General features: G+C 52.2%; 12 protein-coding genes, 7 tRNA genes and 1 other annotated feature. Of the genes, 17 read left to right on the top strand and 2 right to left on the bottom strand.

What is annotated here, in order from left to right; all coding sequences use genetic code 11:
• Nucleotides 1-14: 14 nt before the first annotated feature.
• The 10 genes from BM412_RS30400 to BM412_RS30355 all read left to right on the top strand — a co-directional run bounded on the left by BM412_RS30400 (nucleotide 15) and on the right by BM412_RS30355 (nucleotide 4,913).
• Nucleotides 15-91, top strand: a tRNA-Asp gene (locus BM412_RS30400).
• Nucleotides 92-121: 30 nt separating this feature from the next.
• Nucleotides 122-197, top strand: a tRNA-Thr gene (locus BM412_RS30395).
• Between the two features lie 9 nt (nucleotides 198-206).
• Nucleotides 207-282 (top strand) — tRNA-Lys (locus tag BM412_RS30390).
• 28 nt (nucleotides 283-310) lie between these two features.
• Nucleotides 311-393 (top strand) — tRNA-Leu (locus BM412_RS30385).
• A gap of 9 nt (nucleotides 394-402) precedes the next feature.
• Nucleotides 403-477 (top strand) — tRNA-Gly (locus BM412_RS30380).
• A gap of 3 nt (nucleotides 478-480) precedes the next feature.
• A tRNA-Arg gene (locus BM412_RS30375) sits at nucleotides 481-557 on the top strand.
• A 14-nt stretch (nucleotides 558-571) separates the two neighbouring features.
• Nucleotides 572-648 (top strand) — tRNA-Pro (locus BM412_RS30370).
• A gap of 606 nt (nucleotides 649-1,254) precedes the next feature.
• The gene (locus BM412_RS30365; RefSeq protein ID WP_177246163.1) at nucleotides 1,255-3,426 is read left to right on the top strand and encodes an alpha-L-rhamnosidase-related protein; all 2,172 of its coding nucleotides are present in this window, start codon (nucleotides 1,255-1,257) and stop codon (nucleotides 3,424-3,426) included.
• 122 nt (nucleotides 3,427-3,548) lie between these two features.
• Entirely contained in the window at nucleotides 3,549-4,259 is a 711-nt protein-coding gene (locus BM412_RS30360) for an IMP cyclohydrolase (RefSeq protein ID WP_091225450.1), read from the top strand.
• A gap of 84 nt (nucleotides 4,260-4,343) precedes the next feature.
• On the top strand, nucleotides 4,344-4,913 hold the full coding sequence (locus tag BM412_RS30355) for a xanthine phosphoribosyltransferase (RefSeq protein ID WP_091225449.1): 570 nt from the start codon (nucleotides 4,344-4,346) through the stop codon (nucleotides 4,911-4,913).
• A gap of 263 nt (nucleotides 4,914-5,176) precedes the next feature.
• Here the strand turns inward: BM412_RS30355 and BM412_RS30350 are convergent, their stop codons facing one another.
• Complete coding sequence (locus tag BM412_RS30350) at nucleotides 5,177-5,836, bottom strand: GntR family transcriptional regulator (RefSeq protein ID WP_091225448.1); 660 nt, start codon at nucleotides 5,834-5,836, stop codon at nucleotides 5,177-5,179.
• Between the two features lie 89 nt (nucleotides 5,837-5,925).
• On the opposite strand from BM412_RS30350, the gene BM412_RS30345 reads away from it, so the two are divergent.
• From BM412_RS30345 to BM412_RS30325, 5 genes are all read left to right on the top strand, one after another.
• The gene (locus BM412_RS30345; protein WP_091225447.1) at nucleotides 5,926-6,567 is read left to right on the top strand and encodes a GntR family transcriptional regulator; all 642 of its coding nucleotides are present in this window, start codon (nucleotides 5,926-5,928) and stop codon (nucleotides 6,565-6,567) included.
• Nucleotides 6,568-6,680: 113 nt separating this feature from the next.
• Complete coding sequence (locus BM412_RS30340; RefSeq protein ID WP_091225446.1) at nucleotides 6,681-7,829, top strand: mandelate racemase/muconate lactonizing enzyme family protein; 1,149 nt, start codon at nucleotides 6,681-6,683, stop codon at nucleotides 7,827-7,829.
• Between the two features lie 73 nt (nucleotides 7,830-7,902).
• Nucleotides 7,903-8,670, top strand: coding sequence for an SDR family NAD(P)-dependent oxidoreductase (locus tag BM412_RS30335; RefSeq protein WP_091225445.1), 768 nt, complete (start codon nucleotides 7,903-7,905; stop codon nucleotides 8,668-8,670).
• A gap of 15 nt (nucleotides 8,671-8,685) precedes the next feature.
• Nucleotides 8,686-9,621, top strand: coding sequence for an SMP-30/gluconolactonase/LRE family protein (locus BM412_RS30330; RefSeq protein ID WP_091225444.1), 936 nt, complete (start codon nucleotides 8,686-8,688; stop codon nucleotides 9,619-9,621).
• Nucleotides 9,622-9,745: 124 nt separating this feature from the next.
• Nucleotides 9,746-10,261, top strand: coding sequence for a hypothetical protein (locus BM412_RS30325; protein ID WP_091225443.1), 516 nt, complete (start codon nucleotides 9,746-9,748; stop codon nucleotides 10,259-10,261).
• A gap of 83 nt (nucleotides 10,262-10,344) precedes the next feature.
• Here BM412_RS30325 and tyrS read toward each other — a convergent pair whose 3' ends face one another.
• Nucleotides 10,345-11,631, bottom strand: a complete 1,287-nt coding sequence (gene tyrS, locus BM412_RS30320) for a tyrosine--tRNA ligase (RefSeq protein WP_091225442.1) — start codon at nucleotides 11,629-11,631, stop codon at nucleotides 10,345-10,347.
• A gap of 54 nt (nucleotides 11,632-11,685) precedes the next feature.
• Nucleotides 11,686-11,913 (bottom strand) — a binding site (T-box leader).
• Nucleotides 11,914-12,047: 134 nt separating this feature from the next.
• On the opposite strand from tyrS, the gene BM412_RS30315 reads away from it, so the two are divergent.
• Together BM412_RS30315 and BM412_RS30310 are read left to right on the top strand one after the other, a co-directional pair.
• Nucleotides 12,048-12,575: a hypothetical protein gene (locus tag BM412_RS30315; protein ID WP_091225441.1), complete on the top strand. Its 528-nt coding sequence runs from the start codon at nucleotides 12,048-12,050 to the stop codon at nucleotides 12,573-12,575.
• 325 nt (nucleotides 12,576-12,900) lie between these two features.
• The gene (locus BM412_RS30310; RefSeq protein WP_091225440.1) at nucleotides 12,901-13,650 is read left to right on the top strand and encodes a hypothetical protein; all 750 of its coding nucleotides are present in this window, start codon (nucleotides 12,901-12,903) and stop codon (nucleotides 13,648-13,650) included.
• The last annotated feature ends 13 nt before the right edge of the window (nucleotides 13,651-13,663 follow it).

Genomic DNA, 13,663 nt, shown 5'->3' with positions numbered 1-13,663 from the left:
ACCAATTTTACTGCGGAGCCGTGGTGTAGTGGCCCAACATGCCTGCCTGTCACGCAGGAGACCGCGGGTTCGAATCCCGTCGGCTCCGCCATTTTAACCAAAGCAATACAATTCAACACTTGCCGGTGTAGCTCAGTTGGTAGAGCAACTGACTTGTAATCAGTAGGTCGTGGGTTCGACTCCTATCGCCGGCACCATCTTTACTCGAGTCATTAGCTCAGTTGGTAGAGCACCTGACTTTTAATCAGGGTGTCGTAGGTTCGAATCCTACATGACTCACCATTTTTTATGGTAAATGATTTTCACTCATGCGCGTATGGCGGAATTGGCAGACGCACCAGACTTAGGATCTGGCGGGCGACCGTGGGGGTTCAAGTCCCTCTACGCGCACCATATTTACTTGCGGAAGTGGCTCAGCGGTAGAGCATCGCCTTGCCAAGGCGAGGGTCGCGGGTTCGATTCCCGTCTTCCGCTCCATTAGTGCCCTTAGCTCAGCTGGATAGAGCATTTGACTACGAATCAAAAGGTCGGGAGTTCGAATCTCTCAGGGCACGCCATTTTTTCTTCATAACGGGATGTAGCTCAGCTTGGTAGAGCACCTGGTTTGGGACCAGGGGGTCGCATGTTCAAATCGTGTCATCCCGACCATCTTTTAAACGAACGCTCCTTGCGAAAGCAAGGGGCTTTTTTTTGCATTCTGGCGAGTTGTGAAGTACGTGGAGAAGTGAGTAGTATGGTGAACGATGGAGTGCATAGTGAGGGTGTGCATATCGGAAGCGTCATGTGGTGAGTGGACAAACATGCTGGGGCAGCTCCTTTTGCCGACATAAAAACGTTTTATACAAATATCGACGGGCTTGTACGTTTTTTTGTTATTTTTATAACGGGACATAGAGAAAACCCAGTGTTATCAAGGGTTTCAGCGCTGTAAAAATGCCGTTTGTTTTAATGTTGAAGGGATCGCCCAGTCGATGGTAAGATGGCAGTATTATGAACTGAAAGTGCTTGCAAAGACTTGATTCTCCATCATAAGGCGGTGTCTAGCCGCTTTAGGTGTACATTAAAAACGTTTTATGGGATTATCACGTTTTCCGTTTTCTCTAGAATGAAGGCTTCGGTTATTTTGCAAGACATCCGTTTCCGCCAATGTTGAACTGTTTATATAGGAACAGCGGGAATCGTATTAGTAATTTATATGTCTTTCGTATGCCTGATCCGGAGCAGTTAAATCGTTGGCAAAGTGAGGAGCTTACTATGGAGACGACAACAATTAGAACTGAGGATAAACTGCCGGTTTGGATTTGGCATCAGGAGCGTGAGCAGCGGCCCAAATGCGTGCTGACTCGTACATTTACGGCAGAACAAGAAATTCGCCAAGTCTCCTTACACGCATCGTTTACGGGTGGAGCGCGAGTCGTGCTTGACGGTCAAGTAGTTGCAGAGATTGAGGAACGTGCCGGGAATGCCGGTGCTTTTATGAAAATTGTAGACTTTCCGGATGTATTGCAGCCGGGGGAGCATGAGCTCAGGTTTGAAATGGACTGTACGGCGTTCATCCCGCTGGTAGAAGTGAACTATTATCTGTGGAATCGCCGAGTGGGAGCGATCGCGTTCCTTCGGGGAGAAGGATTGTGGGTAACGACGGAGGCAGAGAACTGGCAGGCGGATGAATCGGCTGCTGCGCAAATCTGCTTACTGGGCGAGGAGCCGTTCGGCGATTTAGAGAACAGCCCGCCGGCGTTCGTAGCAGGCGGCTTCGGAGATATTGCGGCCTATGACCTGAATGAAGTCATTGTGCAGGACCTATTCGCCATTGAAGCGGAGGTATCGGGCGATGGCAAGGTAAGGCTCAGCGGAGCACATGGACAGGACGGCCTAGCGGTTAAACCAGAGCAGGAGCAGTTAGAGCTGTTCTACCATCTGAGGAAGCAGAATGAATGGAAAGCGATGAGACAGCAGCAAATGGAGATGGATCTTAGCAGCGCTTCGAGCGTGACAGTCGATCTGCTGGCGGAGCATAACTGCCGGTTTACTGTCTCCAATCATGGCGCCGAGCCGGTCAAGCTGTTATGGAATGGCGCCGAGTCGCTCATGGAGCTGGAACATTATGAGGGATGTATAACGGAGTGGCTCGTAGTAGCTCCCGGGGAAACGGTGTGCACGCTCCCGCAGGGCTGCCGCTACATTCGGCTGTATGTGCTTGGTGAGCAGGGGCAGTCTTTTGAGCTGGAGCTGATGTTCCAGACGGTGCATGTGGCGCTGCGCCAGGCTGGGAAACTGCAAAGCGATAATGCGGAGCTGAATCAAATCTTCGAGGTTTCGGCGCATACGAGCCGGATCTGTCATCAGATTGGTCTGTGGGACGGGATTAAGCGGGATCGGCTGAACTGGACCTTTGATTTCTACCTGGCGGCGAAATCCTGTTATTTCTTATGGGACGATACGAAGGTCACTCGCCGCGCGGTGCGCGAGCTGGGAGAAGGTACGCCGAGCGGGCATTGGATGAACAGCATTTGTGAATATACGCTATGGTGGATGAAGACGGTAACGGAGTATTATTTTCAAACGGGCGATAAAGAGTTCGTGCTGGAGCTGAAGGAGCCGTTACAGCGTCATATCAAATGGGTGCTCGCCAATACGAGACCCGGCGAAGGGCTTCTCATCCAAGACGGCATTCTGATTGAATGGGTGCCGCTCACCAATGAAGAGAAGGTTATAGCGCTTCAGGCCATCTATGCGCTGACGCATGCCGACTTGGTGAAGCTGGCTGCCGAGCTGCCTGAGCTGGAGCTGACGCCTCTGCTGGATTGGCCGATGCGGAAACTTACTTCCGAGGATTATATGAAGGAGTCTTATGCACTGGCAGTTAAAGTGCTTGGCATTGCGAGCGGTTATGTAAGTGCCGAAGCTGCGGAAGCCTTCTTGGATGAATATGAACTGATGGATCCGATCACACCGTTGTCGGCGTTCCAGCTGGCTGAGTGTTACTCCCGGTATGGGAAACATGAGCGGGCGTATGAAGTGATCTCGATCGTATGGGGCGGGATGCTCGATCACGGGGCTACGACTTTCTGGGAAGCCTATTCGCACGGGGAAGGTGGAGGGCGCGATTTTCACGATGCCCTTACGACATATACAGCTTACGGTTCGTATCGAATGAGCTTGTGCCATGCCTGGTCCAGCACGCCTGTGAAATGGATCGGCGAAGTTGTTCTCGGCGTTCAGTCGCTTGAGCCCGGTTACAAAACGGTGATGGTCACACCGAATCCGGTTGGCGGTATTCGCTCATGCAGCGGCACGGTTAACACTCCGCACGGTGACCTCCATGTGAAGTGGTATGTAGACGATAATGGCAAGGTGTGTACGAGTGTTATCGCGCCACCCGGCGTGCAGGTCGTGGAATTGAGCGAAAATAAGGTCATATAAACAGACCGGCAGAATAGTAGTTGATTTATAGGAATGGATTCGGTATGGTGAAAGTAATTTAGCAGAGAGGTAAGGGGAGCTACGAGTTCTCCTTACCTCTATTTGTATTCGGAGAGGAGCGGATGCGCGTGAAGTCCTATCAACAGGAATTGTTTGAGAAGCCTTATCCGGGGAGAACCTTGATTGCAGGCATGACACCTTCCGGGACGCATTATGTGCAGGTGTATTGGATAATGGGCCGCAGTGTGAACAGCCGCAATCGGATTTTTGAACAGGATGGCCTGTATGTGAGGAACAAAGCATTCGATCCGGCGTTGATGGAAGACCCTTCACTTATTATTTATTATCCGATCCGCCACTGGGGGGATGCGCACATTGTCTCTAACGGCGATCAGACAGACACTATCTATGAAGGGCTGCAGCTTAGGCAGACGTTCGAGCAAGCGCTTATGAACCGAGAGTTCGAGCCGGATTCGCCGCATTTTACGCCGAGGATCTCGGCGGTTATCTATGCGGATGTGCAGCAGTATGAATTGTCGATTCTCAAAACCTATGACAATGATCCGTCGGTTTGCTTGCGTAATCGATACCATTTCAGCCGCTTCAAGCTGGGAACCGGACATTGCATACATACTTATGAAGCGGAGCGTGACGGTGTATTGAAGCCGTTCAAAGGCGATCCGTTCGAAGTGCCGTTATTCGATTCGATCGAAGAAACCGCCGATTTCTATTGGGAGGGAATCAACCCGGATAATCGCATCTCGCTGCTGGTCAAATCGATTAGCGTGGAGGATCAAACGATTCAGTACGCTTTTCGCAATAAGCATGTATGAGAGGATGGCGGGATTAGGGAAGATAATCGGGGCATACTGAAGTTTTAGATTATGGCATTAGGTGGAAAAGGAGGCATGAGTGCAGTGGAGCTTCTGAAGCAGAAAATTATGCAAGAGGGCATCGTGCTGGACGGCGGCGTGTTAAAAGTAGATACGTTCCTGAATCATCAAGTGGATGCGGAGCTGATGCTTGCGATCGGAAAAGCTTTTGCCGAGCTGTTCCGCGAAAGCGGTGTGACGAAGATCATGACGATCGAGTCTTCGGGTATAGCGCCGGCCGTATTGACCGCGCTTCCGCTTGCCGTGCCGATGGTGTTCGGGCGTAAACGCAAATCGCTGACGCTGCGGGATGATCTGTACACGGAGAAGGTTTATTCGTTCACGAAGCAAGAGGAGAGCGAGGTCACGATATCGAGAAAGTTCCTCGCGCCGAATGATCGCGTGCTGATCATTGATGATTTTCTCGCTCATGGCGAGGCTGCGCTTGGGATGGCTCGCATCGTTCGGCAAGCCGGGGCAGAGGTGGCCGGAATAGGGATTGTAATCGAGAAGTCCTTCCAAACCGGAAGAGGCAAACTGCTGGAGCAGGGATTCCGCGTGGAGTCGCTTGCCCGCATTGCTTCGCTGGAAGGCGGCAAGGTGGAGTTCGTATAATGCAAATGGTGAGCGAGCGCTAACGAATCGGAGGAGCCTTATTTGCACGAAATTAGCCCATATTCAGATCTAACGAATCGTACGGGCCTTATTAAGAGGAAGAGGAGTCGAAATCGGCAGCCGGACACGAAATAAGCTCTGTAGGATTCGTTAGAACTTCAAAACCGGTTAATAGGTCGAAATAAGGCCTCTGGGATTCGTTAGAGTGAAGCTCTATGATGGGGAACGATGGGTAGAAGCTTGCCACAGGGTGATTCCAGAGACTAGATCCAGGTCTTCTTCAGCATGTGCAAGTAGCGATTCAGTGCCTCGATGAAGCTGTCGGTGTCGGAGGTCAATCGGCTCAGCAGAGTGTTAAGCGTATCACCCATTTCGAGTCGGTAGGGAGCGACCCACCGTTTCTTGTTTCCCGTCCATAATAAGCGGGATGCGCTGTTCGCCAAAGTCTGCTGCATCTCTTGATTGTGGCTGAGCGCGATGACACGGCTCACGAAGTTATATTCGAACTGGCATAGCGCAAGCTCGCCGCCGACCTCAGGAGCGGGCTCGTCGCCGGCTGCCAGCAGCGATTCCAGCTCGCTAACCAGCCGGCGGGACAACTCGCCGAGCGCTTCTTCGTCGCGGAGGCGCACGCTAGTCACGGCAAACAGCAGCAGCGCGGTCAGCAGCTCCAGCAGATCGCCGATTCGCTGAGCGGATGAATCGAGCACGAGCACGCCGTGCTTGGGAATAATGCGCAGGAAGCCTTCGTTCTCAAGCTGCTGCAGCGCGGCGCGGACCGGCGTGCGGCTCATATCGAGCTGACGGCTGAGCTGTACCTCGGAGGTGACGGTTCCTTTGGGCAGTTCACCGCCTATGATTTGTTCATAGATGATGTGATAGGCTTCATCGCGCAGCGATCGACAGGGGATGGGCAAGTCCATGCTGAGAAACCTCCTAATATTATTGTGCAGCCGAGCGTTGTTAAAAAGTAGTATAACATAAGAGAGAGGATGCGAAGGAGGGACGGCCGTTGGAGAAGCTTCAGAACGCTGTGACGCTGCGTGATCAGGCTTTCGAAGCGATTAAGAATCGAATTGTAACCGGTGAGTGGCAGGGCGGGATGTTTCTATCCGAGAAGCTGCTCAGTGAACTGCTGGGGATGAGTAAAACGCCGATTCGCTCCGCGCTCGATCGCCTGGAGATGATGGGCCTTGTGAAGCTGTCCCCGAAGCAAGGGGTCATCGTGCAGGAGGTATCGCTTAAGAAGATTCTGGAAATCTACGAGCTGCGCTTATCGCTGGAGACCTACGCGGTTCGGCGGCTGACGGGCAAGATGGATGCGGCGTTTTTCGCTGGGCTGGATGATAATTTGGCGCATCAAGCAGAAGCGATAGCCGAGGAAGATATTATTCGTTATGTGGAGCTGGATCGCCGGTTCCATGCACTGATTATCGCGGGACTCGATAATGAGGAGTATACCGAGGTGATGTCGCGCATCCAGGATAAATTCCTGCTCGTCGTGCGGACGACCTTCAATCGCAATCAGAAGCGGCTCGCGGGCAGCATTGAGGAGCATTGGCAGATTCGTCATGCGCTGGCAGGCACAGACCCTGAGCATACCGTTCTATTAACCCAGCGGCATATCGAATACGTGAAGAAGATTATGCTTTAATGGTTTGATTTTTTGAAATTATGATGTATACAAGTTAGACATCTTGTCGCTTCCCAAACCGCTGTGCTACGCTGGGCTCAATCAACGACTATCAATTGGGAGGCATAGCGGCAATGAAAATAACAAATATTCGCACCTACATTCTCGGCAACCCGTGGAAGAATTGGCTTTTTGTTTTAGTAGATACGGATGAAGGCGTCACGGGGCTTGGCGAAGGGACGCTGAACGGCTTTGCCAAAACCGTAGAGGCTGCGATTCATGAGCTGAAGCATCTTGTCATCGGACGCGATCCGTTCGATGTGGAAACGATCAGTCTGAAGCTGTTCCGCGACGTCTATTCCGACGGCGGACAGATTCAAGGTTCAGCGCTGGCTGCTATTGAAACCGCTTGCTGGGACATCATGGGCAAGGTGACGAATCAGCCGCTCTATAAGCTGCTTGGCGGCAGCTGTCATGATAAGCTGCGCTGCTATGCAAACGGCTGGTACCGTGGGCCGAATACGCCGGAGAATTTCTTCGAGAAAGCGAAGATCGTTGTCGATAAAGGCTACACCGCTTTGAAGTTTGATCCGTTCGGTGCTGCGTGGCGGACTGTCAGTCGGCAGGATTTCTCGGCAGCGATCGAGAATATTGCAGCCGTGCGGGAAGCAGTCGGCAAGGATGTCGACATTCTCATCGAAGGTCATAACCGCTTCAGCGTGAGCACGGCACTGCAATTCGCGGACGCGATGCTGAAATACGAGCCGACCTGGTTCGAAGCACCCGTACCGCCGCAGCTCATCTCGAGCATGGTCGAAGTGGCGCGCCGCAGTCCGGTGCCGGTTGCCTGCGGGGAGGACTACTACTCGCGCGAGCAATTTGCGGAGCTGCTCCGTCATGATGCGGTGCATATTATTCAGCTGGAGCCTCAGTATCTGGGCATATCGGCTTCGAAGCAAATTTGCGGCATGGTGCATGCCCATAACGGCGTGACGGCGCCTCACAGTGCGCAAGGGCCGGTATGCTCGGTCGTATGCAGCCACTTGAACATGGCGACGCCGAATTTCCTCATTCATGAAATTTTCGATGAATTCAATGAGCCATGGGAAGAGCAGGTGCTGCTTCCGCCTTTGAAGGTTCAGAACGGTTATTTGCTGCCGCCGGAAGGACCGGGCCTTGGAGTGGAGCTGAATCTGGAAGAAATCGATAAGCATCCGTACCAGGTGGGGAACTGGCTGCCGCTCTTCAAACAAGGCTGGGAGAAGCGTGAAACCGTAAAGTAAGAGCAACCGAGAGGCGTCCATTCCAAGGACGTCTCTTTCGATAATAGCGTTAGTCTGACAATGGGGGCGGCATATGAGCTGGATCGGGAAAGTGGTCATCGTTACAGGTGGAGGAAGCGGGATTGGAAGAGCGGTCTGCCACCGTTTTGCCAAGGAAGGCGCGTCGGTCGTCGTGGTGAATCGCACCGCATCGAAGGGCGAGGCGGTTGCGGAGGAGATTACGGAAGCGGGATGGATCGCTACCGCGATGCAGGCCGATGTGTCGTCGGAAGCGGATGTGAAACGGGTTGTGGAGGATACGCTCGCCAAATACGGCCGCATTGACGTCATGGTGAACAATGCCGCGGTATGCCCGCAAATTCGGATTACGGAGATGAGCTTGCAGGGTTGGAACGAAGTCATCACGAATAATTTGACATCGGTCTTTTTGTTCTGCCGCGAGGTGCTTCCTGCGATGGTCAGTAATGGCGGCGGTGCCATAGTGAACGTCAGCTCCGTGCACGCGCTGGCGACACTGGATGGTTACTCGGCTTACGCGGCATCCAAGGGCGGCATCGTGTCGTTGACGCGGGCCATTGCGCTTGATTTTGCCAAACAAAATATTCGGGTCAACACGGTACTGCCCGGGGCCGTACATACGCCGATGCTGGAGAGCAGCATTAAGAACCTCGACACGCCGCGCGAGGAAACGATGAAGCAGTGGAACGAAGCGCAGCCGATGGGCCGTGTCGGCACAGCAGATGAGATCGCATCGGTCGTCATGTTCGCGGCAAGCGCGGACAACTCGTTCATGACGGGGGCCGTGTTAGTGGCGGATGGCGGGATGACTATTGATTTGTAGGAGGACGAACGATTCATGCAGCAATCGAATGCACAGCTGCGAGAGCAGCAACATTTGCGGAAAGCCGAGCTGGTGCTTGATGCCAAAGCGATACTGGCCGAAGGACCAAGCTGGAACGCGCAGCAACGGAAGCTCTATTGGGTGGATATAACAGGCGGTTCATTCAGCCGTTTCGATCCGGCTACGGGTCACAACGAGCAATTTACGATCGGCAAAACGGTCGGGGCCGTCGTATGTGATGCTTCGGATGGCGATGCCGTCATTCTGACGACGCGGGATGGATTCGAGCATTACCACTGCGGGACCGGCAAGCTGACCCCGATTGCAGATCCGGAGGCACATCTGCCCGAGAACCGATTTAACGACGGAAAATGTGACTCTGCCGGCCGTTATTGGGCAGGGACAATGCAGGACGCCGAAGTGGATGTGAAAGGGTCTTTCTATGTATTGGATCATGATTTAAGCTGGCGCAAAATGGTCGATGACGTTGGCGTATCCAACGGTATCGCTTGGAGTCTCGATGAGACGCAGCTGTACTATATCGATTCCATGAAGCAGACGGTGACAGGGTTCGACTACGACGTGTCCGTAGGGACGATCAGTAATCCGCGGCTGGTGATTGATTTTCGGCCGGAAGAAGGGTTCCCGGATGGGATGACGATCGATAGCGAAGGCATGCTGTGGATTGCGCATTGGGACGGCTGGCAGGTGTCGAGATGGAATCCGCTGACCGGACAAAAGCTGGAGTCCATCTACGTTCCGGTGGCCAAAGCAAGCTCCTGCATCTTCGGCGGCGACAACCTGGATACGCTCTATATCACGACGGCGAGTATCGGTCTAACGGAAGAGACGAAAGGCGATCAGCCGCATGCAGGCGGCATCTTCACCTGCAAACCGGGTGTAGTCGGTACGCCGTCGCATGCTTTCCGAACCGACAAAAGATTTACGTAAAATTTAGCAAATTCGAGCTTGCGGAATCTATCAATTTTGCCCAAAACGGGTATAGTAGAGATAGAGGCAAGCCTTACTCAAAGGGCAAGTCTCGCTAACGCTTGCGAGCGAGGAGATGGCATTTATGAACCGACATGCACTAGGCATCACGCTAACAATCATCGGATTGGTAGCTTGCATCTCAACAGCATCGGCAGTCGATAATAAGGGCTACGCGCCTGTAACCCAAACTCCGGAGACGATCACCGTGTACATCAATGGCATGGACAAGCAAGGCGGGAAGCTGCTTCTGCAGACAGACGAGATTCAGTGGTTCGAAGGTGAAGCGGCGGATGAGGCGTTCGTCAAGGAAGAGCCGGATTCCGGTCTCGACAAAGCGCCGGACGGCTATTACATCGTGAACGATGATGAAACGCCGAAGACGCTTGAGGTTGATCCTCACGCAGCCGTCATCATGCAAATCTACGACCGTACCGGCAGTCTCGTGAATGCTTCCACCGAGTGGAATCAAGCGATTTCGCTAGATAAATTCGAAACGATTTATCATGCGGACGGCCTTGTTACAGTCAGCGATTATCCGTATCATCTCACCATTAAGAATGGTAAAGTTACGCGCATCGTACAGCAATTCATACCTTAATCTATTGGGCCATTCGCCATTAAAAAGCCGCTATCCATGATGCATCATGGATAGCGGCTTTATTTGTCTGTAACAGATGTATGTTATTCGAAACGTGCGAGGAAATAGTTCTTCTTCCCGCGGCGCAGAACAATGTACTTGCCGCACAGCTTCTGCTCTTGGCCAAGTACGGTTTCACCGTTCGTTAGCTTCTGTCCGTTGACGGAGACCGCACCGCTCTCGATGTCCTGTCTGGCTTGACGACGTGACGGAGCTGCTCCGACTTCAATCATCAGGTTGATCAAGCTGCGCTCTTCTTCACCCGTGCAAACGGTAGTCGGCATATCCTGCAGGGCTTCTACAAGCTCGGCTTCGCTCAGCGACATGAATTCGCCGGAGAATAGGGCTTGCGTGATTTTCTCTGCGGTGACGACTGCTTCTTCGCCATGTACGATCTTCGTTACTTCGCGAGCGAGCTCGCGCTGCGCAACGCGGCGTTCAGGCTGCTGCTTCAGTTCGTTCTCCAGCGCTTCGATTTCCGCTTGGGAGAGGAACGTGAAGTATTTCAAGAATTTCACGACATCGTTATCGTCGGTATTGATCCAGAACTGATAGAACTGGTACACCGATGTTTTGTTCCGATCGAGCCAGATGGCGCCGGTCTCGGATTTGCCGAACTTCTTGCCGTCGCTCTTCGTAACAAGCGGCATCGTCATGCCGTAAGCGTCGCCGCCGCCCATTTTGCCGATCAATTCAAGACCTGCGGTAATGTTACCCCATTGGTCGCTGCCGCCCACTTGCAGGGAGCAATTATGTTCTTGGTTGAGCTTATAGAAATCGTAAGCTTGCAAGATCATATAACTGAATTCCGTAAACGATATGCCGTTCGACAACCGCGAGTCTACGGAGTCCTTTGCCAGCATGTAATTCACTGTGAAGTTCTTCCCGATGTCCCGCAGGAACGTAATGACATCAAGCGGAGCAATCCAGTCGTAGTTGCTGACCAGCTTAGCGGGATTGCCTTCTAGATTGAAGTCGAGGAAGGCAGAAAGCTGAGCTTTCAAGCTGTTCGTCCACGAAGCAACCGTATCCGCCGTATTAAGCGAGCGTTCGCTGGAACGACCGCTTGGATCGCCGATCAAGCCCGTGCCTCCGCCTACGAGTGCAAGCGGAATATGACCTGCAAGCTGAAAGCGACGAAGGCATAGAATAGGTAACAGGCTGCCGATATGAAGGCTGTCGGCCGTAGGATCGAAACCGCAGTACAGCGTAACGCGCTCGCTTTCCAGCTTCTTACGCAAATTCTCGGTATCGGTTAGTTGATGAATCAGACCGCGGTACTCCAGATCATTAACCAGGTCTTTACTGCTTTGTACGGTTCCGCTTAACATTAGAAATCCCTCCAGTAGATAGTTGAAAACAAAGAAAGACCCGCCCCTGTCATAGACAGGGACGAGTCATCGCGTTACCACCCTAATTGAAAACGCAGCGCGCTGCATTCTCCACTCTTGTCATGTAACGGCTGACAACCGTCTGCTCCTTCTGCAAACTGCAGTTTCAGAGGCGAGAAGCTCGGGAAATGTAATTGACGTTCAACCTGTACCGGCTTGCACCACCCGCCGACTCTCTGGAAGCAAGATTTGAACGCTGCTGTTTTCCTTCATGGCTTTATCCATTTGCTTATTGCAATAACTTTATACGATAGTGGCTCAGCATGTCAACTTTGAAGGGAGCTGAAGAAGAACTTGGCAGGTTTTTCGCTACGTTATAAGATAAGTCCATACCAGTGAAGGGAGCTCGATCACGCATGTTCGATCCGACTGTATTTGATAACTTAAAGGTAGCGATTGAGAACCAAGTCTATGATCTGGACAATATTGCCGGGCAAATCCTGATTACGCACCGAGTCGATCGGCTGGAGATGGCCGTGATGGCACGGGTATTCGCGCTGCAATTCACGCTGGTGAACGGAGGCGGCATTACGGCAGAGATCCGGCTCGAAGCATCGCTGAAGGATCTTGCGGCAGAGCTGCTGGAGCAGAAAGGCGAGAACCCGGGATGTGCGCTGCGACTTCGCTTCTATATGCCGGTTCAAGATATCGAAGCAGAGTGCAAAGCCATCGAACAGAAGCTGTTAGAGCTGTGGCAGCCGGAGCTGCCGCCTACACAAACGTTGAGCTTTTTATTCGGCGAAAAGACGGTCGGTTATTTTAATGAAATCGAGCTGCACTTCAATCGAAAAATCAACGAGGAACAAATGGAGGATTTGCCGGATCTCATTGATCATGTCATGCAGACGCTTGAGGCGCTGGATGGCCTGAATTCGGCGGATTGACGGGTTATTTTGGGGTATGAATTTTAATTCCGACAAAAACGATAGGAAAAGTCTTGACTTTGGATTCTATTGCCAATAAGATAGAAACAAGTAAAGCAAACGACAGCAATTCATTTGTCGGATGACATAGGATGATCAGTCTACTGGACCACCAGAGATTCAATGTGAGCGTGATTATACACGCCATCGTTGGGTCTTCTTTTTTTATCCGGAATTCATCATTAAGGGGGAGGAACGACGAAGTAAGCTGTCGTTCTTTACAGGCAAGACAAATTAGAATCCCATTACACTATGCTCGGAGAGCGAAGAAGGAGATGTTCTTTCCATGAAAAAACCAAACGTATCTAAACTTACTTATTCCTTAGTGATCGCAAGCGCTGTGTTCCTGGTGTTGACTTATACCGCTGTATTCGCCAATAAAGATTCGCAAGAAAGCACTAATCCTACTACTCCTGCCGTTGAACAAGCTGCAGCACCGGCGTCTGCGCCTGCCGAAACGAAAGAAACTGCTCCTGCGGCAGTAGTAACAACAGAAGTACAACAACCAGAGTCAACGGTCGCACCTGCTGAAGAAACGCCGGCAGCTGAACCAACTGTTGAAACGGCCGCTGCTCCAGCGCCTGTCGAAGAAACACAAACCGCCGCTGTGGAAAATAAGGATACTTCAGCGAAACAAGCAAAAACAGAGCCGGCAGCATCCACTAAAGCTGCAGCAGTGAAACAAGTGAAAGCTCCGGCAACAAGCACGAAAGCTGCTTCCCCGGTAACAACAAGCTCTGCTGCGTCTAAAACAGCTGCAGCATCCGTGAAACAAGAAACACCGGCAGAACCGGTTGTATCCGCACCGGTAGTTGAAGAGCAACCAAGCACGCCGGCTCCTGCAGCAGCACCTGTTGACAAAGGACCGAAGAAAGTGGGCTCCTTGGTAGCTAAGAAAGAAACTACGCAAGCAGCAGCTTCGACATCGTCTTCTTCATCATCGTCGTCATCAAGCTCCAACTCTTCGTCTTCGGATTCCTCGAACTCTTCAGGCGGAGAAAACAGTGGTGCGGTGGAAGAAGAGGTTTGCCCATAACCGCAGCTCTATA

The organism is Paenibacillus sp. BC26 (genome assembly GCF_900116125.1).
Taxonomy (GTDB): Bacteria; Bacillota; Bacilli; order Paenibacillales; family Paenibacillaceae; genus Paenibacillus_Z; species Paenibacillus_Z lignilyticus.
The sequence above is the reverse complement of the archived record's forward strand: the minus strand, read 5'-3'. Positions and strand labels throughout refer to the sequence as shown.

Bases quoted from the DNA above. Each gene is read 5' to 3' on its own strand.
- BM412_RS30365 (WP_177246163.1), top strand. From the start codon at position 1,255: ATGGAGACGACAACAATTAGAACTGAGGATAAACTGCCGGTTTGGATT.
- BM412_RS30360 (WP_091225450.1), top strand. From the start codon at position 3,549: ATGCGCGTGAAGTCCTATCAACAGGAATTGTTTGAGAAGCCTTATCCG.
- BM412_RS30350 (WP_091225448.1), bottom strand. From the start codon at position 5,836: ATGGACTTGCCCATCCCCTGTCGATCGCTGCGCGATGAAGCCTATCAC.
- BM412_RS30340 (WP_091225446.1), top strand. From the start codon at position 6,681: ATGAAAATAACAAATATTCGCACCTACATTCTCGGCAACCCGTGGAAG.
- BM412_RS30335 (WP_091225445.1), top strand. From the start codon at position 7,903: ATGAGCTGGATCGGGAAAGTGGTCATCGTTACAGGTGGAGGAAGCGGG.
- BM412_RS30330 (WP_091225444.1), top strand. From the start codon at position 8,686: ATGCAGCAATCGAATGCACAGCTGCGAGAGCAGCAACATTTGCGGAAA.
- BM412_RS30325 (WP_091225443.1), top strand. From the start codon at position 9,746: ATGAACCGACATGCACTAGGCATCACGCTAACAATCATCGGATTGGTA.
- tyrS (WP_091225442.1), bottom strand. From the start codon at position 11,631: ATGTTAAGCGGAACCGTACAAAGCAGTAAAGACCTGGTTAATGATCTG.
- BM412_RS30315 (WP_091225441.1), top strand. From the start codon at position 12,048: ATGTTCGATCCGACTGTATTTGATAACTTAAAGGTAGCGATTGAGAAC.
- BM412_RS30310 (WP_091225440.1), top strand. From the start codon at position 12,901: ATGAAAAAACCAAACGTATCTAAACTTACTTATTCCTTAGTGATCGCA.